Origin of the sequence: Kitasatospora sp. NPDC051164 (assembly GCF_044455625.1) — a bacterium.
GTDB lineage: Bacteria > Actinomycetota > Actinomycetes > Streptomycetales > Streptomycetaceae > Kitasatospora.
This window is the reverse complement of record NZ_JBITFB010000028.1, coordinates 105,121-124,550: the sequence shown is the minus strand read 5'-3', so window position 1 is coordinate 124,550 and position 19,430 is coordinate 105,121. Positions and strand designations below refer to the sequence as shown.

At 71.3% G+C, this 19,430-nt stretch carries 20 protein-coding genes; 11 read left to right on the top strand and 9 right to left on the bottom strand.

The genetic code is table 11. The features are described 5' to 3' along the window. Positions 1–169 precede the first annotated feature (169 nt). Complete coding sequence (locus tag ACIBEC_RS34900) at positions 170–1,093, top strand: LysR family transcriptional regulator (RefSeq protein ID WP_396289744.1); 924 nt, start codon at positions 170–172, stop codon at positions 1,091–1,093. Between the two features lie 72 nt (positions 1,094–1,165). Here ACIBEC_RS34900 and ACIBEC_RS34895 read toward each other — a convergent pair whose 3' ends face one another. The 5 genes from ACIBEC_RS34895 to ACIBEC_RS34875 form a co-directional block, all read right to left on the bottom strand. After that, positions 1,166–1,867, bottom strand: a complete 702-nt coding sequence (locus ACIBEC_RS34895) for an alpha/beta fold hydrolase (RefSeq protein ID WP_360508989.1) — start codon at positions 1,865–1,867, stop codon at positions 1,166–1,168. A gap of 345 nt (positions 1,868–2,212) precedes the next feature. Further along, positions 2,213–2,677 (bottom strand): hypothetical protein, encoded by a 465-nt coding sequence (locus ACIBEC_RS34890; RefSeq protein ID WP_360508987.1) that lies wholly within the window; start codon positions 2,675–2,677, stop codon positions 2,213–2,215. A 418-nt stretch (positions 2,678–3,095) separates the two neighbouring features. Beyond that, positions 3,096–4,985, bottom strand: a complete 1,890-nt coding sequence (locus tag ACIBEC_RS34885) for a sigma factor-like helix-turn-helix DNA-binding protein (protein WP_360508985.1) — start codon at positions 4,983–4,985, stop codon at positions 3,096–3,098. Positions 4,986–5,360: 375 nt separating this feature from the next. Continuing rightward, positions 5,361–5,798, bottom strand: coding sequence for an SMI1/KNR4 family protein (locus tag ACIBEC_RS34880; RefSeq protein WP_360508983.1), 438 nt, complete (start codon positions 5,796–5,798; stop codon positions 5,361–5,363). Between the two features lie 73 nt (positions 5,799–5,871). Further along, complete coding sequence (locus ACIBEC_RS34875; protein ID WP_360508981.1) at positions 5,872–6,453, bottom strand: TetR family transcriptional regulator; 582 nt, start codon at positions 6,451–6,453, stop codon at positions 5,872–5,874. Positions 6,454–6,732: 279 nt separating this feature from the next. Between ACIBEC_RS34875 and ACIBEC_RS34870 the strand changes: the two genes are divergently transcribed. The 3 genes from ACIBEC_RS34870 (at position 6,733) to thpR (ending at position 9,487) form a co-directional block, all read left to right on the top strand. After that, positions 6,733–7,716 (top strand): amidohydrolase family protein, encoded by a 984-nt coding sequence (locus ACIBEC_RS34870; protein ID WP_360508979.1) that lies wholly within the window; start codon positions 6,733–6,735, stop codon positions 7,714–7,716. Positions 7,717–8,213: 497 nt separating this feature from the next. Beyond that, entirely contained in the window at positions 8,214–8,576 is a 363-nt protein-coding gene (locus ACIBEC_RS34865; RefSeq protein WP_360508977.1) for a hypothetical protein, read from the top strand. Positions 8,577–8,869: 293 nt separating this feature from the next. Next, a complete protein-coding gene (thpR, locus tag ACIBEC_RS34860) occupies positions 8,870–9,487 on the top strand; it encodes an RNA 2',3'-cyclic phosphodiesterase (protein ID WP_360508975.1) in 618 nt (205 codons plus the stop codon). A gap of 178 nt (positions 9,488–9,665) precedes the next feature. Here thpR and ACIBEC_RS34855 read toward each other — a convergent pair whose 3' ends face one another. Then, positions 9,666–9,983, bottom strand: coding sequence for a hypothetical protein (locus ACIBEC_RS34855; RefSeq protein ID WP_360508973.1), 318 nt, complete (start codon positions 9,981–9,983; stop codon positions 9,666–9,668). A 275-nt stretch (positions 9,984–10,258) separates the two neighbouring features. Between ACIBEC_RS34855 and ACIBEC_RS34850 the strand changes: the two genes are divergently transcribed. The 5 genes from ACIBEC_RS34850 (at position 10,259) to ACIBEC_RS34830 (ending at position 14,831) form a co-directional block, all read left to right on the top strand. Further along, complete coding sequence (locus tag ACIBEC_RS34850) at positions 10,259–10,810, top strand: YceI family protein (RefSeq protein ID WP_360508971.1); 552 nt, start codon at positions 10,259–10,261, stop codon at positions 10,808–10,810. A gap of 162 nt (positions 10,811–10,972) precedes the next feature. Continuing rightward, positions 10,973–11,557 (top strand): TetR/AcrR family transcriptional regulator, encoded by a 585-nt coding sequence (locus ACIBEC_RS34845; RefSeq protein ID WP_360508969.1) that lies wholly within the window; start codon positions 10,973–10,975, stop codon positions 11,555–11,557. Positions 11,558–11,647: 90 nt separating this feature from the next. After that, positions 11,648–12,628 carry a zinc-binding dehydrogenase gene (locus ACIBEC_RS34840; protein WP_360508967.1) on the top strand — a complete coding sequence of 327 codons (981 nt, stop codon included), beginning with the start codon at positions 11,648–11,650 and terminating at the stop codon, positions 12,626–12,628. 219 nt (positions 12,629–12,847) lie between these two features. Further along, positions 12,848–14,077, top strand: coding sequence for a hypothetical protein (locus ACIBEC_RS34835; protein ID WP_360508965.1), 1,230 nt, complete (start codon positions 12,848–12,850; stop codon positions 14,075–14,077). Beyond that, entirely contained in the window at positions 14,061–14,831 is a 771-nt protein-coding gene (locus ACIBEC_RS34830) for an alpha-ketoglutarate-dependent dioxygenase AlkB (RefSeq protein ID WP_360509000.1), read from the top strand. Before ACIBEC_RS34835 ends, ACIBEC_RS34830 begins: the two co-directional genes overlap by 17 nt. A 183-nt stretch (positions 14,832–15,014) precedes the next feature. Here ACIBEC_RS34830 and ACIBEC_RS34825 read toward each other — a convergent pair whose 3' ends face one another. Next, a complete protein-coding gene (locus tag ACIBEC_RS34825; protein ID WP_360508998.1) occupies positions 15,015–15,983 on the bottom strand; it encodes a DUF5937 family protein in 969 nt (322 codons plus the stop codon). Positions 15,984–16,056: 73 nt separating this feature from the next. Between ACIBEC_RS34825 and ACIBEC_RS34820 the strand changes: the two genes are divergently transcribed. Next, positions 16,057–17,310 carry an MFS transporter gene (locus ACIBEC_RS34820; protein WP_360508963.1) on the top strand — a complete coding sequence of 418 codons (1,254 nt, stop codon included), beginning with the start codon at positions 16,057–16,059 and terminating at the stop codon, positions 17,308–17,310. A 25-nt stretch (positions 17,311–17,335) separates the two neighbouring features. On the opposite strand, the gene ACIBEC_RS34815 is transcribed toward ACIBEC_RS34820, so the two are convergent. Then, complete coding sequence (locus tag ACIBEC_RS34815) at positions 17,336–18,181, bottom strand: DMT family transporter (protein WP_360508961.1); 846 nt, start codon at positions 18,179–18,181, stop codon at positions 17,336–17,338. Between the two features lie 336 nt (positions 18,182–18,517). On the opposite strand from ACIBEC_RS34815, the gene ACIBEC_RS34810 reads away from it, so the two are divergent. Then, on the top strand, positions 18,518–18,703 hold the full coding sequence (locus tag ACIBEC_RS34810) for a KOW motif-containing protein (RefSeq protein ID WP_360508959.1): 186 nt from the start codon (positions 18,518–18,520) through the stop codon (positions 18,701–18,703). 111 nt (positions 18,704–18,814) lie between these two features. Here the strand turns inward: ACIBEC_RS34810 and ACIBEC_RS34805 are convergent, their stop codons facing one another. Then, complete coding sequence (locus ACIBEC_RS34805; RefSeq protein ID WP_360508957.1) at positions 18,815–19,357, bottom strand: TetR-like C-terminal domain-containing protein; 543 nt, start codon at positions 19,355–19,357, stop codon at positions 18,815–18,817. Positions 19,358–19,430: the final 73 nt, after the last annotated feature.

Sequence of the window (19,430 nt, the reverse complement as noted above, 5' to 3'; positions counted from 1 at the left end):
TCCTTGTCTTTCCCGGGCGTTGAACGGGCCGATGAACCGTCCACCGGACAGGGCGGCCGGGTAGCCGGCCTCCTGTTCATGTCCTCCACGCTAGGAACGCGGAGGGGCATTCCGCCAACGAATGTTCGGCATGGTGGATATGCTGATCGCTCATGGAGACCCCATGGAGATGACGCTGCTCGGGCTGCGGATCCTGCGCGAGGTAGCGGAGCGGGGCACCTTCACGGCCGCGGCAGAAGCGCTCGGGTACACGCAGTCGGCCGTCTCCCGGCAGATGGCCGCGCTGGAACAGGCGACCGGAGCCCGGCTCTTCGACCGCCACCCCGGCGGTGTCCGGCTGACCGGCTCAGGCCGTGCCCTGCTGCGCAACGCCGTCGTCGCCCTGGCCGCCCTTGAGGCTGCCGAACGGGAGTTGCGCGGAGCGGAGAAGGTCGAGGGGGGCCGCGTCCGGCTCGGCTTCTTCCCCACCGCCGGTGCGGTGATCGTGCCCCGAGCCCTCGCGATGCTGTGCCAGGAGCACCCGCACCTCCAGGTGACGACGCGTGAGGGGACCACTCCCTCGCTGGTGCGCGCGCTGCGCGCCGGCACCCTGGACCTCGCCCTCCTCTCCTCCCGGCCACCGCATCGCTCGCCCGACACGGACGATCCGCCCCTGAGCGTCGAGCCGCTGCTGGAAGTGCACCTGGCCGTGGCGGTGCCGGCAGGCGGCCCGTTCGCCGAACGGGGCAGCGTCAGCGTCGAGGAGATCGCGGGCGCACCGTGGATCGCCAGTCCCGGCACCGCGAACGAGCCACTGCTCGGCGTCTGGCCTGGTCTGCCCGGGCGGCCCACGGTCCGCCACACCGCCCGCGACTGGCTGACCAAGCTCCACCTGGTCGCGGCCGGCGCCGGCATCACCACGGCCACGCCGACGCTGCTGCCCGTCGTCCCGCCCGGCGTACGCTTCGTGCCCGTCGAACGCGTCGCGGAGGAGGTACGACGCGTCAGCCTGGTGCGCATGCCGGGTCCCCTCAAGGCACCCGCGCAGGCGCTGGCACGCGCCCTGCGCCGGCAAGCCGCCGACCTCGCGGACGTCGAGGACCTCGAGGACTGACCGTCCCGGACCGCTCGAGGATGGGGCCGGTGTCCGGGACGTGGCCGGCACCTGGTCGCGTTGACGTCGCGGCTACGCGGGCTCCGTGCGCAGCAGCGCGTCGGCCAGCTCCCGGGGGCGGCTGAGGGCGGCCAGGTGGCCGCCGGGGATCTCCTCGATCTCCAGGCCCAGCCGTTCGCGGGCGATCCTGCGCTGGAACTCCAGGGGCAGGAAACGGTCGTCCCGTCCCTGGAGGAACCGGGTCGGCACCTGCGGCCAGTGCGTCAGTGGCCAGGGCTGTGCGAACAGTGCGGAGGGCGGCGGCGAGCCGCCGATGGAGAGCGCCTCCTCGGTCACCTCGGCCGGGACGTCGTGGAAGAAGTCGGCCCGCAGGTCGAACTCGGGATCGGCGCCGCGCCCGGTGGCGGCCGCGTAGTCGGACCGGGCCTTGGCCTGGCCGGTGTTCTCCCACCACTGCCCGGCAGTCTCGCCGGGCGCCGGGACCATGGCGTTGAGCAACACCAGCTCGGCGACGGGCACAGGCAGCCGCCCGCACACCAGCGGGGCCGAGAAACCCGCGAGCGACTGCGCCACCAGCACCAGCGGCCCGGTGAGGTCGGTGCGCTGTTCCACCGCTGCAACGACGGCCTGCGCGAACTCCTCCAGACCCGCGTGATCGTCGCTCGGCAGGTCCATCGTGACCACGTCGTGCCCCCGGGCCCGTAGCTCGGGCACCAGCCGGTGCCAGAACCAGGCCCGACCGTCGGCACCGGGAACGAGCGTGAAGGTCGCCATCCTCGTCCTCCCTCTACGGACTGCCGCCCACGTGGCACCGCGGCTTTCATTCCTCTCCGAAGCTACCGGGTGGCACTGACACTCGGCCGCCGGAAGTCACGGCGCGGCGCCGGGGAAGACCGATTCCCCACGCCCGCGACCCGCGCGGCCTGGTCACGTGGACTACCCGACGCCGAGGAGCGGCTCGCCTCCCTCACCCGGCTGCGCCACCCCGACGCAACCGAGCGGATTCACGCCCTGCCGGCCTGGGCCGGGGTCCCCGCCCGGGAGACCACCGGCGGCCTGAAGAGGCGGTAGGGGTGTCGGGCATACCCGCGCCTCGCGCTCCTGTCGCGGTCCGCCGGCTCAGTAGTGCTGCAGCCAGGTGGCCGTCTCCGCCATGATCCCGGCCGCCTGCGCGCTGGCCGTCTGAGGCCCGGCGGCGGGCTGCGGGCTTGCGATCGTGGCGCCGGTCTGCGGGTCGACGGCGGTGAGACCGGTCTCCTCCGTGACGAGGGCGGCCAGCCGGTAGGCGAGGGCCATGAACGTGTCGGCCTGCTCGCCCTCGTGCCCGTACGGAATCTGCATCGACACGTCCCCGCCGTACACCGACAGCTGGAGGCCGGACCCGGCGTGCCGGATCTCGCGCCACCGCTCGGTCTCCTCGGCCTGCGCCTCCCCGAGTATCTCCAGGGCCCGGGGCACGATGCGCCGCCATGCCCGGGCCAACTCGTCCGGCACTCCCGGATCCTGCACGCCCTCGTGGGCGGTCATCGCCGCCGTCCAGTCCGAGTGGTGGCGCAGGTCGACGAAGAAGATTTCATAGCTCATGCGGGCCACCGTAGGGCCGACCCCTGACACCGGCATCAAGGTGCGCCGGGCCCGGGGCCCTGCCGGCCGCGAACTGCTGACCGGCGTCGTCCTGGCTCGCAAGGGGCCGTGAACGCGGACGAGGTCCGGTACCCGTGTGGGTACCGGACCTCGTCCGACAGTGGAGCGCCAGGCCCGGGTTGCACGGACTCTCCCTACTGAAAGTAGGGCGTGCTCTGGTAGCACCGCTGACGCCTGACGAGGAATCGTCTCCCTCGCGACGAGAAGAATACTAGCAGGTCAGCGGCCCCGGCACCGAAGTCGATCACGACGGTCTCGGGCGCACCGGCCGCCGTGATCGACTTCGGTGCCTCCACCGGTTGTCGAGTGGCGCCGACGCGTAGTCCTGGGCCTGCGGAACGCGGACGCTGACCGGCTGTCAGGTCCGGGCGGAGTGTGCCTGGTCGATCAGCCGCTTCTTCCAGCCCTTGGGGGGAGGCCAGGGCACGCCCCATGCCGCGAGCTGGTCGCGACGCCATCCGCCGGCCGGGGTGCGGGCCGCCTCGATGTCCTCGGCGGTGGGGCGCACCGGCGCTGCCGGGGGTGGCGTTGGGTCGGCTTGCGGCAGCATGGCCTGGCCGGCTTCCACAGCGGCTGTCGCGTCGGGCCCGGGCACGGCCGCGCCGGCGCTCAGCCGGAACGGCCGGGTGCGCCAGTCCCATCCGCGGCTGAGGACCAGGGCCGCGAAGTCCATCCAGTCGGGGCGTTGACCGCCGGCCGCGGACACGACCTGCGGCCACCCCAGGACCGTCCCGTCGTCCAGCAACGGCTCGATGAGGTCGGCGAGTCGGGGGTCGGGCCGGTGTTCCTCCAGCAGGGCGCGGGTGCGGTGCCCGTCGGTGATCAGCAGGCCCCAGCCGCGTTCGCGGCACAGCTGTTCCAGGGCGCGGCACTTGGCGAGGTTGACGGCGGTGGCCATCTCGAAGAGTGCCTTGACCTCGACCAGGACGCAGCGCCCGTCGGTGGTGGCGACGAGCAGGTCGGGGAAGTAGGTGCGGGTGTGCCCGTCGAACTCATAGCCGATGGCCAGTGGCTGTTCCTGGTAGTACGCGATCTGCGGGGCGAACGACAGGAGCTGGATCAGGTGGCGCTCGGTCTCCGACTCGTACGCCACCGGGCGGCCGAGTTTGGGACAGTGCCACGATCCGGAGCGGGGGTCGTCGTCCTCGGCCTCGCGTAGCGCGGTCAGTTCGCCGCGCGGCGGAGCGTTCTCGGGTGTGCCGAACCAGGTGATCCGGTCCGCCAGGCGCTGCCACCTGGCGGTGGCCCGCTCGACGCGGCCCTGCCGGGAGGCCTCGCGGCGCTCCGCGTCCTGGCGCAGCGTACGGATCGTCATGGCCTGCGCGGCGAGGTTGTCGGCGGGCACCTTGCCCACACCGGCGAGGGCGGCGAGCAGGGTCACTGCCTGGCGTGGTGCCACGGCCGGCAGCAGGACCTGGGCCAGGTCGAGCAGCCGCTCGGCGCTGGACGGTCCTTCGTCGCCCGACGGGGAGCCGTCGAGTCGCCCGAGTTCGGACACGAGCGCGCGGAGCCTGCCGGTGGCGGGCGAACCGGCGCGGGCCATCGCGCGCACGGCCCTGTTCTGCAGCTGGCGGATGCGTTCGCGGGAGAGCCCGAAGGCGTCGGCGATCTTCTCCTGGGTCTGTGCGTCATGGTCGCCCACGCCGAACCGGAGGCTCACGATCCGGCGGTCGCGCTCACCGGGTATCTCGTCGACGGCCGCGGCCAGGAGCTCGCGCAGGACCATCGCGGTGTCGTCGTCGCGCTCGGCGATGGCGTTCCACGACGGGGCGAGCGTGCGGGCGCCCGGGCAGCGGCATTCCAGCGCCCAGTCGTCCAGGAGCAGTTGCTGGGTCTCCTGCCACAGGCGCCGTCCCGTGTCCCGGCGTACCGCACAGTCCACGGCGGCGAGCGCGCCGACCGCGGGGCGGGCGAGGAAGACCGGCTGCCGCTCGGCGCCGAGGGTGTGCCCGGTCAGCTGCTGCCAGTCGGCGAGGACACCGGCCGCGCCGGGAGCGGGCGTGGCCGGGGCCGGTGCCGTGGGGGTGTAGCCGGGGTCCGGATCGGGAGCCTCAGCGCCGCCGCCGGGCGGGAGGCAGGACCTCACCCACCGCAGCAGGTCCTCGTCGGTGGCATCGGTGGGGTTGGTGGCGTCGGTGAGCGGAACGTGCCGGGCCAGGCGCACACGGATCGCGCCGACGGAACGGCCGTGCCGGACGGCGAGTTCGTCGAGGCCCAGGTTCTGTCGTACGCCCTCCAGCAGCCGCACGTCCTCGGCGTCGGCCCAAGCCAGACCTGACCTCGGAGCGGACGAATGACCCTGCACAATTCCCCCCACGGTTCGTGACAACAGGGTGGAGTATGCCCGCACCGCGTCACGCGAAGCGGCAGGTCCGTGCCGACCGCACCTGCGGCGGCACCGCCGGCACCCGGAACGGCACCGTGACCGGCGCGACGATCCACCGCCAGGCGGTCACGCCCCACCCCAGCGGAGTCGTTCCCCCACCCCCCATGTCACGGACGCTGACCGGCGGCCCGGTCGGGCCGCTGCCCGGGGTCGTCCGCCGCGCTGCGGTCCGCAGAACGACTCTGGCCGGAGTCCGTGCGAGGCCAGGTCTTCAGCCTGCCGGGCGGGTCGCTTCGGCTACAGCCGGTACCAGTCGTCTCCGCCGACGCGCAGCGAACGGCCGAGGTAGTCGCGCAGGTTGTTGGCCACCCACCTGCGGCTGTCGCTCTCGTGCTCCCAGACGAACACGTCCGGGCGCTGCGGCTTCTGCACGAAGGCGAACTGGTCGCCGCCGCCGTTGTCGCCGAAGAACATGAGGGCATCGAAGGACATGTAGAGCTGGGCGAAGCTTTCGTCGGACCAGAAGAGGAGGTTCCGCTCGACGATCTGATCGATGGTCCAGACCGTGTGCACATGCGTGTGGCCGAGCACCCCGTTGCTCTCCGACAGCAACTGCCTGAGGTCCGTCGGCAGGGCTCGCCCCAGCCGCCTCTCGGCCTCGACGATCTCGGACGCCTCGACCGGCTCCCGAATCCCTGCACCAGGAAAGACTTCCTGCACCGACTGTCTCCACATGACCGCGAGCTTAGCCAGTGGTGACGTCATTCCTGGTGAACGTCCGCAGCACCCGCAAGCTCCGGCGTGAGGCTTACTGGGCCTGGGTGGATGCGGGAGGCGGTGGCGAGGCCGGTTCGATCCCGGTGGTGACCCAGGGTCGGGCCGCGCGGGCGATCTCGGCGTCCGAGGCTGCGGTGAACGCGTCGAGCTTGAGGAAGTGCCGGGCGATGGTGAGCCCGAGGATGCTGCTGACGATCAGTGCGGCCCGCAGCTCGGTGTCCTCGCCGGTCATGTTGCGGCTCAGGTTGGCGATCCGCTCGTTGAGGAACGCGCTCATCTGCTCGGTGGCTTCCGGCGCGGTGAGCATGGACCGGACCAGGGCCCTGGTCTCCGGTGGCAGGTCCGCGAGCCTGACGTTCAGGACGTCGTGCAGGTGGGTCTCGATCTCGTCCTGGTCCGCGTCCTTCATCTGGATGGCGATGGCGAACAGGGCGGCCTTCGAACCGTAGTGCTGCATGACCAGCGACGGATCCACCTGCGCCCGCTGGGCGATGCGGCGGATCGTGGTTGCTTCGAGGCCGCGCTCCCCGAACTCCACCCGCGCGGCGTCAAGGATGCGTTGGGCGGTGGCCGCCCGCTTGGCTGCTCTGCTCGTCGGCTCGCTCTCACTCACAAATACACTCTACCGCTGTTGAGCGAAAGGTGTACGGTTGGCTCACCAAGCGATGAGCGAAGACGGAGGGCCGGATGCCTCGGCCCTCTCCCCGGTTTGGTCGACACGATCGAGGCCCGGACCGGCAAGGGCGCACTGCATGACCCGGACTACCAGGACCCCCCGGACTGCCCGGACCACCCAGAGCACCCGGCCCTGCCCGGACTGCCGCGGCCGGACCAGCGACTGACAGCCCGCCCGAAGTCCACCCCTGACGACTGACAACCCGAAAGGGCCACCATGAAGATCATCGCCATCGAGGAGCACTGGAACAGCGCCGCCATCCGCGAAGCCCTCGACCGCCTGCCCGACGGTGCGCGCGACGAGAGCGTCGCCTTCAACACCATGGGCGACAACCAGGCACGGTTGGAGGACATCGCCCAGGGCCGGATCGAGGCGATGGACGCGGCCGGCATCGACATCGCGATCCTGTCCGTCGTCACCCCCGCCACACAGCCGCTCCCACCCAAGGACGCCGTCGCGCTGGCCAGGGACGCGAACGACGAGGCCACCGCCGCCGTCGCCGCGAATCCGACCCGCTTCCGCGCGTTCGCGACCCTCCCGACCGGCGACCCGCAGGCCGCCGCCGCCGAACTCGAACGCTGCGCCACCCGCCTGGGACACGTCGGCGCCATGGTGCACGGGCGCACCGGCTCCCGCCCACTGGACGACCCCGCCTACGACGAGATGTTCGCCACCGCCGCCCGACTGCGCCAGCCCGTCTTCATCCACCCGCAGATCGCCTCCGACGAACTGCGCGACGCCTCCTACCGGGGCCTGGACCCGCTGGTCGACCTCGGCCTTGCGACGTTCGGCTGGGGCTGGCACCTGGAGGCCGGCCTGTCGGCCCTGCGGCTGATCCTGCGCGGCACCTTCGACCGCCACCCCGACCTCCAACTCGTGCTCGGCCACTGGGGAGAGATGCTGCTGTTCTGGATGGACCGGGTCGACAGCCTTTCCGGCGTCGCCAAGCACCTGGACCGCCGCATCTCGGACTACCTCAAGACCAACATCCACATCACCAGCAGCGGCATGCTCCAGGAGCGCCTGCTCCGCCACACCCTCGACTTCACCAGCCCCGACCAGGTCCTGTTCTCCACCGACTACCCCTTCCACCGGCCCGACGCGGCAGCGGTCGAGCAGTTCCTCAAGGCCATCCCCGACCCGGCAGACCGAGCCAAGATCGCCTACGGCAACGCCGAAGCCCTCTTCCACCTGACCTGACCTGACCACTCCCGCCCCGGGCCGACCAAGGCAGCTCGGCCACGGCCGGCGCGGACCGAGCCCGACACCGGCCGCCCGCACCGGGGCCGGCGCAGACGGTGGGCGTCCGTCCGTGACGATCCGTCACCGTCCGACGGGGAAGGGAACTCCCGCAGGTCCCGTCGCCATGGCCTGCCCGGATTCGTGAGACGTCTCAACCCCCAGGTCAGAGGCGCGTGAACAACTGAGACGTTGAGACAGCGGATCAAGGTTGCCGCCGTCGTGCACCGCCCGACAGAGTGGGTGCCGCACCCCCTGGCCGCATGTGTCACTTCACACCCGCGAGCGACGCCCGACGACGGCGAACCCCCGCACGCGGGAGGGGCATCATGCATCGCCCGACACGCCTGCACAGCAAGCGCGGCGGCGCTCACGGTGCTCGGCAGCACCGCCATCACCCGGGGGATCCCTTGCGCCGACGCGGCGGACGGACGCCCATGGAGAAGAAGAGGAAAACCATGCGAAACGTACTCAAGAAGCTGGCAGCGACCGGCGTCGTCGCCGCCTCCGCGCTCGCCATGTCGATGGTCGGGGCCACGAGCGCCGAGGCCAACAGCCAGTACGGATGCCCGTACCCGTACGTGTGCATCTACGGCGGCGGAGGCTCGTCCTACCCGATCGTCGCGGAGTTCAAGGACGTCACCGACTACTTCCAGAACACCAACCACGGGGACGTCTGGTGGGTCGTCAACACCCGGAACCAGGACTACACCCACATCCAGCGGTCCGACGGCTTCGTCTTCTGTGTCCCGCCGAACGGCAACCTCGGTGGAGGAGGCACCATCACCGGGATCATGATCAGCAACGGCGGCTCGTGCTGACCCGGCTCTGACGCCACCGCCCCGGCCGGCGGGCCCCGGCCGGCGGCGCCGACCGTCGAGGCGTCGCGCCGCCAGGCACTCACCGGGTGCTGCTGACCCGCAGCGGTACCCCACATGGCGAAGCCCCGCCTGCCCGCCGCCCGCCGCCCGCCGCCCGCCTGCCCGCCCGCCGACCCGTCGGGCGGGCGGGTGCGTTTCGGCCGGCGCGGCTGTGCCGGGGCGGCCTGGGCCCCGGTCGGTGGTCCGCACACCGGTGGGCGCAGGCGACCTGGCCTCGGCTAACCTCCCCCCTCGTGGACGATTCCCCCGAGCCCTCGACCCTGCGCGTCTTCGTGGCACTGGCGCCGCCCGACGACGCCAAGGACGAACTGGCCCGTGCCTTGCAGCCCGCCTACGCCAGGTACCCGCGGCTGCGGTGGAACCGGATCGAGGACTGGCACATCACCTTGGCCTTCCTCGGTGAACTGCCCTCCACGGCCCTGCCGTTGCTGCGGTCGGTGCTGGCCGGTTCGGCCGCGTCGCGCCCCGCCCTGCAGCTGGGCCTGCGCGGGGGCGGCCACTTCGACGAGCGACTGCTGTGGAGCGGGATCGACGGGGACCTGGAGGGACTGCACCTGCTCGCCAGCGACGTCCGGGAGCTGGTCAGGTCCTGCGGGATCGAGTTCAGGGACCGCCCGCTGCGGCCCCATCTGACCCTGGCACGGTCCCGTCGCGACGATTCCACCAGTGTGCCGCTGGCCGCGGCCGGGCTCACCGGGTTCGTGGGCCGGCCGTGGCGGACCGAGCGTCTTCACCTGGTCGGCAGCAACATCGGCCGCGGCCCCGGGCCGATCCGCTATCGCGACATCGAGGCGTGGCGATTCGCCGCCGCCGTCCGGACCGGGGGCGACGGCGCTCCCACCGAGCCGTAGCCGGCAGGCGGGCGCCCGCTGGGTCGAAGGTGACGGGCAGGGGGCGACGGAACCGTGCCCGGCTTGCTCCGGCCCGCCACCACCGGCCCGCCACCACCGGCTCGTCGACGGCGCCGGACTGCCGACGAGCGCCCCCGCGGTGTTCGCGCCCCGGCGGTGTTCGCGCCCTGGCGGGGTTTCAGGGGATGCGGCTCGGGGAGGGCGTGAACGGAGCCCCGACGGCCCCGGGGACGAGCGGGCTGCCGGCTGCGGCGCTCTGGCACGTGCTGCAGGTGGTGCAGGTGTACCGGCCCGGCCGGCTGGGCGGGTACGGGGCGATGGTCATGTCGGAGGTGGCCAGGCCGCAGAAGGTGAGGGGGCTGCAGGCACCGGAGGGTTCCGCGGGGGCCTGGTGCGCGCGGCGCACGGCGTTCTCGGGGTCTGCCGGTGTGCGGTCGGGCTGAAGGGCCCGAACGTTGGTCGGCGTATTCATTTCCAGCACGACGACGATGTCCATCTCCCTACGGTGGCCGCGGATGCGGCGAGCCGCACCCGTACGGTGGCATCCGGATGGACGGCGGCGTCGCCGCAGCCCTGCGCACCGGAGGCCGGGACCCTGTGCGAGGAAGGCGGGCAGCGGCCGGCCGGTGGCCCGTGTTCGCCGGCCGGAGTGCATTGTGCGGGCGCCTCGGTGCGTCCGGCCGACGGGGGAATCGGCGCGCCCTAGCGTGGGGCCCGGAACGATCCGGCCGTACCGGCGCCGCGATCCTGGTCTTTCGGAGGCACCTCACTGTGACTGCCACAATCTCTGAGCTCACCGGGGACTACGTCCTCGACCCCGCCCACACCCGGATCGGCTTCGTCGCCCGTCACGCGATGGTGACCAAGGTCCGCGGCGCATTCCACCGGTTCGAGGGCACCGCCCACCTGGACGGCACCGCGCCGGCCCGCTCCACTGCCGAGGTCGTGATCAAGGCGGAGAGCATCGACACCGGCGTCGAACAGCGCGACCAGCATCTGCGCACCAACGACTTCCTGGACGCTCCCAACTTCCCCGACATCACCTTCCGCAGCACCTCGGTCGAGCCGCGCTCCGATACCGAGTACCGCGTCACCGGTGATCTGACCATCAAGGACACCACCCGCCCGGTCACCATCGACTTCGAGTACACCGGCAACGTCGTCGACCCCTCCGGCGACCTGCGGGTCGGGCTGGAGGGAGCGGTGACCATCTCCCGCAAGGAGTTCGGCGTGACCTGGAACGCGGCCTTGGAAGGCGGCGGCGTGCTGGTCGGCGACAAGATCGTCCTGGAGTTCGACATCTCCGCGATCAAGAAGGGTTAGCAACGACCGGCCCGCGGACCGGACCAGCGAGCGGACCAGCGAGCGCATGCTGCCCGGCGGCCGGGTCGTGCGGACGGCCCCGTGCCGGCCCGGCCGCCCGTCCGGCAGGTTCGACGCAGTGACGGCATTGTTCTTGAATGGCCATTCATGTATCTTCGTCCCATGCCCAGGCCTCGCGAGTTCGAACCCGACGCCGTACTGAACGGAGCCATGCTGCGCTTCTGGAAGCGCGGCTACCGGGCCACCTCGATCGAGGACCTGGTGAAGGCGACCGGCGTGAAGCCGGGCAGCATCTACAGCGTCTTCCCCGGTGGCAAGCGGGCACTGTTCCTGAAGTCGCTGGAGCGCTACTCCCGGTTGGTCGTGCCGCAGAAGCTCGGCGAGCTGGAGGCGGCCGGCGCGGGCCTGGCGGAGCTGCGGGGCTACTTCGACGGACTGGTGCGGGACCTGCTCAGCCCGGAGGGGCGGCAGGGGTGCCTCCTGGTGAACACCGCGATCGAGGACGCAGTCGAGGACGACGAGGCCGCGGCCGTCGTCCGCGGTCACCTGGCCCGACTGGAGCGCTGCATGACCACGGCGCTGGAGAACGCCCGCCGTCGCGGGGAGGTCCGCGAAGCGGTGGACCCGGCCGGCAGTGCCAAGCTGCTGGTCGCGACGTGCCAGGGGTTGATGGTCGTCGGCAAGGCCAACCCGGACGAGGCGCTGCTGCGGGCCATCACGGACAACGCCTTCGCCGCCCTCGTCTGAGGGGCGGGCTGAGCGGACAAGGGCCACCGGACAGGGTGGCCCTTCCTTCGGCCCGATAGTTGAATTACCATTCAAGAACAGGAAGCGATCATGAAGGCCATCACCATCTCCGCCTACGGCGGCCCCGAGGTCCTCACCGTCACCGAACTGCCCGACCCCGTGCCCGCCGCCGGCGAGGTGCTGATCCGCGTCAAGGCCATCGGCCTCAACCACGCCGAGGCGTACATGCGCGCGGGCGCCTGGGGTGAGGTCGCGCCCGTCACCGGGATCGAGTGCGCCGGAACCGTCGAATCCGACCCTTCCGGCGAACTCCCCACCGGCACCACGGTCGTGGCGATCCTCGGCGGCATGGGCCGCACCCGCAACGGCAGCTACGCGGAGCTCGTCACCGTACCCGCGACCAACGTGGTACCGGTCCGCTCCACCCTCGGCTGGGCCGACCTGGCAGCCGTCCCCGAGGTCTACGCGACCGCCTGGAGCGCCCTGTTCGGCACCCTGGAACTGCGCCCCGACGAGACGGTCCTGGTCCGCGGCGCCACCTCCTCGCTCGGCCAGGCCGCCGTGGACCTCGCCGTCGACCAGGGCGCCCGCGTCCTCGCCACCACCCGCAACCCCGCCCACGCCCCCCTGCTCAGGGACCTCGGAGCCGAAGACGTACTCATCGACGACGGCCGCCTGAGCACCCGGGTCCGGGACCGCGGCATCCTCGTGGACGCCGTCCTCGACGTCGTCGGCAACAGCGTCCTGCGCGACTCGCTCGCCAGCGTCCGACCCCGCGGTCGGGTCTGCCAGGTCGGCTTCCTCGGCGGCTTCGCACCGGTAGCCGACTTCGACCCCATCGCCGACCTTCCCAGCGGCGTCCGGCTCAGCTTCTTCGGCAGCGCCTTCGTCCTCGGCAGCCCCGAATTCCCGCTCTCCGACATCCCGTTCGACGCCATCTACGCCAAGGTCGAGGCGGGTGCCCTGCGCGGCCGCCCGACCCGGACCTTCCGCTTCGAGGAGATCGTCGAGGCCCACCGCGTGATGGAGAGCGGTCAGGCCCTCGGCAAGATGACCGTCACCGTCGACTGACCGCACCGCATCGCATCGTTGGGCTGCCGGCCGGCCGGCCGGCTGGGTGGGTGGGTGGCAGAACCCGTTGCCCGCTGTCGAGCCCCCGTGAGAGCATCAAGGTTCAATGGTCCGTCTCCTTTCGTTACGCCTTGCCGCGCAAATGAAAGAGTGCGGGCCGTTGCCATGTCCACGATTTTGAGCAATCCACCAAGATCTGCGAATGGCAGGTACGGTTTGATGTACACGGCAGGGCCGGCAGAAGCCCGCATCGAGGATGCGAGCAACATCCTGGTTGCGCCTTCGGCGTTGCAGGACCATGACGTGGTCGGGGAATTCTTCGGGTCCACAATCACGCCGGAGGACCTTGCTTCCGGTTCGCCCGACCTCGCGCAGAAGACCGTCTACCTGTGTGGCGACATATCCGGGATCAGCGGCCGCCGACTGCGTGCGGCTGCCCGGGTGTTCGTCATCCGGGAGCTGTCGCACGGTTACCGCGAGGGCCTCGACGAACCTTGGACCTTCGTCGACCTCGGCCGGGTCCCCGTCCGCGTACACGGCGTCGGCGTGTACTACCGCCGCTTTTTCGGACTCGGCGCCGATCACTTCGGACGGATCCGTGCGGAGCACGCGTTCCAGTCCCTGACGGAGTCCACGAAGCCCGGAACGGCCCATCGCAGCGGAATCTATCTGACGCCCGTCACACGGAACGGCGACGAACTGCATTTCCGCCTGCTCCGGTGCTCCACGAATCTCTCGGGGCCGACCGAGGGCTTTCGCCCGACCGACGCGCACATCGTCGAGGCTCTGAACCGCGAGGCCGCCGCCGTCTTCCGGGGGCAGGCGCCGCTGAATCACGTCCTCGCTCAGATCTACCACAACACCCTTGCCACGGCCGAGCGCAAGCAGTCCAAGGCCAAGATCTCGGCGCATGCCGACAAGACCAAGGACATGCCCGACAACGGCATCATGGCCTTCTGCACCTTCTATGACGGGCTCGACAAGCTGCAGCCCCTGGCCGAAGACGTCTTCGACCACGGTGTGAAGGGCGCCAGCGGGCTGACCAAACTCCACTTCCGCCTCAAGGAGCCGACCGAAGGCCGCGACGGGGTCGCGCTCCCCCCACAGTTCACCCTGACCCTCTATCCCGGCTCCGTGTTCTTCATGCCGCTGTCCACCAATCGCCTGTACACGCATGAAATCCGGCCCTCGGCGTTGGACGCCGAGCTGCTCCCGACCCGCCTGGGGTACGTGGTGCGCTGTTCGAGCGCCGAAGCCGTTCACAAGAACGGCCACACGTTCCTCAAAGTGGCCGGGGATCTGGTGCAGCTGGGCCCACCCACACCGGCGGGAATGGACGAGCTGCGCAGGCTGTACGCCGAGGAGAACAGGACCTCGTCCTTCATCGACTACGGCGACGAATTCCTCTTCAGTATGAACACGGGAGACTATGTTGCCCCCCAGGTCTAGGATCTCGGACGAGATCCTCTCGTACGCTTTGCCGACCGAGGACAATCTCTTTGCGGAACTGTCGGCGTCGGCTCGACTGGAAGACGTAGGAAAAGGCCGGCGGGGCGCCGTACTCACCAAGATCGACGAGGCGGGTGGTGTGCCTCTCGTACGGACGACCACTCGGTACGGCAGTCCGACGCAGCGTTTTCTGGCAGTGCACGAGCGGCTGGCGCAACGGATCCGGGAACGCGCGGCACTCTCGGCCGGCTTCAACAACGCTCTCATCGAGAGCTACACGAACGCCTACACGACCATGGGCAGCCATTCCGACCAGGCCCTCGATCTGGCCGACGAGTCGTTTATCGCCGTCTTCTCCTGTTACCGGCGTCCCGAAGCGGGCCCGCCGAGGAAGCTGGTCTTCGAATCGAAGGGGTCCGATGGCGAGAAGTTCGAGATCCCCCTCGCCCACCACAGTGTCGTCGCGTTTTCTGTCGACTTGAATCGGCGGCTCAGGCATAAAGTCGTATTGGACGCGCCCGCCCATGCGGCGGACAACCAGTGGCTGGGTGTAACCTTTCGAACGTCAAAGACCTTCGTTCGGTTTCGCGACGGACACGCATACCTCCCGCAGGGTGCGCACCTCATGTCGGCCGACGAGGAGCAGAGGCGCGAATTCTACCGACTACGGCGCCGTGAGAACACCGAAACGGACTTCGTTTATCCCCCGCTGACGTACACCATCAGCGAGAGCGATCTGATGCCGCCCGTCTGACCCTGTGCTCTTGTGAACAACCCTCGTTGTCGGCGGCACGGTGCGGCCCTCGTTCCGGCTTCCGCTCCGAATTGACGCTCCGTCAGGGCGAGGCCGACCCCGGCAGGGGGGGCGGGGTCCAACGGGGCCAAGGGGTCCAAGGCGTCCAACGGGTCCAAGGCGACAGGCCGTTCGTGCAGCCGGTCACGGCCCCAGCAGGAGCTCCGCCGCCTCGGTGCGCAGGTACAGGACCGTGCGGCCGGTGCGGTGGCGGGCGAGGAGGCCCGCGTCGTGCAGGGCGCTCAGATGGTGGGACACGTTCGGGGCGGACAGGTCGGTGCGGGCGGCGAGTTCGCTGGTGGAGGCGGGGGAGTCCAGCTCGGCCAGCAGCAGGGCGCGGGTGCGGCCGAGCACCCGGGCCAGGCCCTCCGGCACCGGCGTGGCCGCCGCCTCCCACAGCGTGGCCACCCCGCGCGGCGGATAGACCAGGCCCGGCTGCCACGGCGGGTTCTGCTGCGAGAACACCCCCGGCCAGGCGAAGACCGTCGGCACCAGGATCAGGCCGCGTTCGCCGTCCAGACGGCGGTGCACCTCGACCCGGGAGTGGCCGATCCGCAGGGTGTCGCGCTCCCAGGACACCAACGGGTGCAGGTCGGCGAAGAGCTCCGCCGGCCCGGCCGCCGACATCTGCCGGGCACGCCGCAGGATCTCGCCCTCGGTCAGCCGCAGCATCCGCGGCCAGTGCGGGGCGATCGCGGCCTCCCAGTACGCCCTCACCTCGGCCGCGAGCCGGGCCAGTCCGGCCTCCGGATCGTGCGCCAACCCAGCCACCAGCGGGTGGAGTTCGCCCTGGATCCGGGCGATGTCCCGGCGCACCACGGCCGGATCGGTGGCGGCCAGCGCGGCCGTCTGCTGCCCGATCGTCAGGTCCGGGCCCTCCGGGACCGGCGTCAGGAAGTCCACCACGTACACCGTCGGCAGCCGGACCAGCGCCGACAGCAACTCCCAGCCCACCCCCTCCAGCCGCTTCCGCGCCTGCCGCACCCAGGGCAGGTGCGCGGCCTGCCGGCCCGGATCCTTGAGCACCTCGACGCTCGTCGTGACCTCGCTCAGCGGGGACCGGGCGAAGCGCGTCCGGGCCAGGTCCTGTGCCGAGAACTCCCAGGTCAACACGGGCACCTCCGGTGAGCATTCGATCCTGATGGAATCAATGGGCGGCGATGATCATCCCAGGCAGCCTCGGACCATGACCACCGCCACCCCGCCCCTGCTGCGTGACCGCCTCGGCCTCCCCGCCACCACCGGACACGCCCGCCTGATCGGCGCCCACGTCGTCGACAGCCTCGGCACCGGGCTGATCCTCGCCTTCACCCTCGTCTACTTCGCCGACACCACCGGCCTGTCCGTCGCCGCCGTCGGCGCCGCCGTCTCCGCCGCTCGCTTGCTCGCCCTGCCCACCGCCGTCGCCGTCGGCCCGCTGCTCGACCGCTACGGCGCCCGGCCCGTCGCCACCGCCGGCAACTCGCTCTCCGCGCTCGCCTACGGCGGCTTCCTGCTCGCCCACCAGGCCTGGCAGATCGTGCTGGTCTGCCTGCTCGCCCAGATCGGCCAGGCCGCCTACTGGACCAGCAGCACCGGGCTGGTCGTCCTCGCCGCCGACGAGGGGGAGCGGCCGCGCTGGTTCGCCCTCGTGCAGACCCTGCGCAACGCCGGGCTCGGCCTCGGCGGGGCGCTCGCCGCCGTCCTGGCGGCCGGCGGTGGCACCGGGGCGCTGCGGCTGCTCGTCGCCCTCAACGCGGTCAGCTACGCCCTCGCCGCGGCCCTGCTGGGCACCTGGCGGCCCGCGGGGACGGCTGACGCGGCGCGGACCCGGACCGAGGCACCAGCCGGCGGCCCCGTCACCCCCGACGGCCCCGGCGGCTACCGGGCGGTGCTGCGCGACCGGCGCTACCTGCTGCTGATCGCGATCAACCTGACCTTCGTCTTCGCCTCGATGATCCTGAGCATGCTGCTCGCCGTCTACCTCACCGAGGGCCTGCACCGCGACGCCTGGACGGCCGGCGCCCTGCTCGTCCTCAACGGCGTCCAGGTGGTGCTCACCCAGAGCGCCGTCGCCCGCCGGCTCGAACGCTTCCGTCCCACCCGGGTCGTCGCCGCCGGCGGCCTGCTCAACGCAGTCGCCTTCGCCCTGTTCGCCCTCGTCGCCGCCGCCCCCGGCTGGGCCGTCCTCGGCGGGCTGTTCACCGCCATGGCCGTCTACAACCTCGCCGAGACCGTCGCCACCCCCTTCCGCGAGGACCTCAGCGTCTCCCTCGCCGACCCGCACCGGCGCGGCCGCTACCTCGCCCTCTACCAACTCTCCTGGAACGTCGGCCAGGCCGTCGCCCCGGGACTGCTCACCTTGCTGCTCACCCGGGCCGCCGTCCTGCCCTGGCTGTTCCTGCTGCTCCTGAGCATCGCCGCGGTGCCCGCCCTGGTACGGCTGGAACGCACCGCCTGACGGGCCGTTGTCCGCGGGCGAAAGCTCACGCCCGGGTGAGCTCCAGGACGGCGATCCCGCCGAGGACGGTGAGCGCGGCCGTCAGCCGCAGCCGTCCGAGGCGCTCGCGGAACACCACGGTGGCGATCAGCGCGGCGATCACGATGCTGGTCTCGCGAAGCGCCGCCACCGCCGCCAGGTTGCCCCGGGACTGCGCCCAGACCACCAGACCGTACGCCGTCAGCGAGAGCACCCCGCCGAGGATCCCGACCGGCAGCACCTTGCGCACCCCGGTGAACAGGGTGCGGCCGCGCCGGGCCCAGACGACCGCGACGAGCGTCGGCCCCTGGAGCAGGAACAGCCAGGCCACGTAACCGCCGACGGTGTCGGCGTGCCGAACGCCGCTGCCGTCCAGCACCGTGTAGCCGGCGATCATCGTCCCGGTACCGGCGGCGGCCGCGAGAGCGGGCAGCTGCGCCCGCCCGGGTATGCCCTGGGCGACGGCCAGCCCGATCAGCCCGCAGGAGATCACCACCACACCCACCAGCTCGCCCGCCCCCAGGTGCTGGCCGAGCACCGTCACCGACAGCAGCGCGACCAGCAGCGGCGCCGAGCCGCGGGCGATCGGGTACATCTGCCCGAAGTCGCCCAGCTGGTACGCCCGCAGCAGCAGGACCGTCGAGATCGTCTGGACTACCGTGGAGGCCAGCAGGTACGGCCAGGCCGCGGCGGCCGGCAGCGGGTTGACCGCGACCAGCACCAGGGCGCAGGCGGTGTAGGTCAGGTTGATCAGCGCGAAGCCGACCATCTTGTCCGGGATCCGGTGCGCCAGCCCGTTCCACACGGCGTGCAGCACGGCGGCCGTGAGCACGACCAGAGTTACGGCCGTCATTTGACTGCTGGGTGTGTATACGTATGTCAGCTTCGAGGATCGGAGGTGACGGCTCGGTGACGGCTCGGAGCAACTCGGAGTGAACCCGGCACGTGAGACACCCGTACTGCGCATGCCCTCGGGCTCGCCGCCGCCCGGCTACGGCCCACCCCTGCAACGCCTCGTCGTCGCGCCGCCGCCCGGGGAACCCGTCGGAACTCCACTGGCCAGGGAGCCCGGTGCGTGCGGTCGGCTGATCACGCAGCTCGGCTGGGGCCCTTCGGTATCGAGCAAGTCCCAGGGTAGGTTCACTCCCGCCGGCGGTGGCCGGCGGTAACAACGGTGCGAGGGAGTGGAATGCCGCACGAGTCGGATGTTCAGGAAGGTGATGACGTGCGGGTTACCGGGGGCCCGTTTGCGGACTTCACGGGTCCCGTGTTGGCCGTCGACCACGCCCGGGGCCGCGTTCAGTTGACGGTGGACATCCTCGGCGATGTGACCAGGATCGACATACCCCTGTCGGATGTTGTGAGAGTCGCCTGAGCCTGTCGCTTCACCGCATTTCGGACGGTCGGCCTGCCGGTCACTTGTCCGGGTGTCCCGCGGCCGACCGACCGCCCGCCCGTCCGCGCCCGTCCGCCGCCCGTCAGGCCGTCAGGCGGAGAAGGCGGCGATGAGCTTGTCGGTGAGGCGGTCGAGGTAGTCGGGGGCGGTCGGGGTGTGGGTGACGGCGAGGCGCCAGTAGAGCGGGCCGGCGAGGAGGTCGAGTGCGAGTTCGCGGTCCACGTCGGCGGGGAGTTCGCCGCGCTCGATCGCCCGTTCCAGGATCCGCGTGGCCTTGGTGCGGCGGGTGTCGCGGACGGTGGTGAAGAGCGCCTCGGCCAGCTCGGGGCTGCGTCCGCCCTCGGCGATCAGGTCGGGGATGATCCTCGCGGGAAGTCGTTGGTTCAGCGCGTCGGCGACGTCCGTGAGGAAGGCGAGGACGTCGCCGCGCAGGGTTCCGGTGTCGGTGGTCCCGGAGGCGTCGACGGCGACGGCGGAGACCAGGTCGACGGTCATGTCCAGCTTGGACGTCCAGCGGCGGTAGATGGCGGCCTTGCCCGCGCCGGCGCGCTTGGCGACGGCCTCCAGGGACAGCCGCGCGTAGCCGGCCGACGCCAGTTCCTCGAAGAAGGCGGCGGCGATCGCCTCGGTCACCGAGTCCTGGAGTACGGGTCCGCCGGGGAGTCGGCGCCCGGGGGCAGGGGCAGGGGCAGGGGTAGGGGCAGGC

Coding starts and splice junctions, on each gene's coding strand:
- ACIBEC_RS34870 (WP_360508979.1), top strand. CDS start 6,733: ATGAAGATCATCGCCATCGAGGAGCACTGGAACAGCGCCGCCATCCGC.
- ACIBEC_RS34815 (WP_360508961.1), bottom strand. CDS start 18,181: ATGACGGCCGTAACTCTGGTCGTGCTCACGGCCGCCGTGCTGCACGCC.
- ACIBEC_RS34890 (WP_360508987.1), bottom strand. CDS start 2,677: ATGAGCTATGAAATCTTCTTCGTCGACCTGCGCCACCACTCGGACTGG.
- ACIBEC_RS34845 (WP_360508969.1), top strand. CDS start 10,973: ATGCCCAGGCCTCGCGAGTTCGAACCCGACGCCGTACTGAACGGAGCC.
- ACIBEC_RS34810 (WP_360508959.1), top strand. CDS start 18,518: ATGCCGCACGAGTCGGATGTTCAGGAAGGTGATGACGTGCGGGTTACC.
- ACIBEC_RS34840 (WP_360508967.1), top strand. CDS start 11,648: ATGAAGGCCATCACCATCTCCGCCTACGGCGGCCCCGAGGTCCTCACC.
- ACIBEC_RS34900 (WP_396289744.1), top strand. CDS start 170: ATGACGCTGCTCGGGCTGCGGATCCTGCGCGAGGTAGCGGAGCGGGGC.
- ACIBEC_RS34865 (WP_360508977.1), top strand. CDS start 8,214: ATGCGAAACGTACTCAAGAAGCTGGCAGCGACCGGCGTCGTCGCCGCC.
- ACIBEC_RS34880 (WP_360508983.1), bottom strand. CDS start 5,798: ATGTGGAGACAGTCGGTGCAGGAAGTCTTTCCTGGTGCAGGGATTCGG.
- ACIBEC_RS34855 (WP_360508973.1), bottom strand. CDS start 9,983: ATGGACATCGTCGTCGTGCTGGAAATGAATACGCCGACCAACGTTCGG.
- ACIBEC_RS34895 (WP_360508989.1), bottom strand. CDS start 1,867: ATGGCGACCTTCACGCTCGTTCCCGGTGCCGACGGTCGGGCCTGGTTC.
- ACIBEC_RS34835 (WP_360508965.1), top strand. CDS start 12,848: ATGTACACGGCAGGGCCGGCAGAAGCCCGCATCGAGGATGCGAGCAAC.
- ACIBEC_RS34820 (WP_360508963.1), top strand. CDS start 16,057: ATGACCACCGCCACCCCGCCCCTGCTGCGTGACCGCCTCGGCCTCCCC.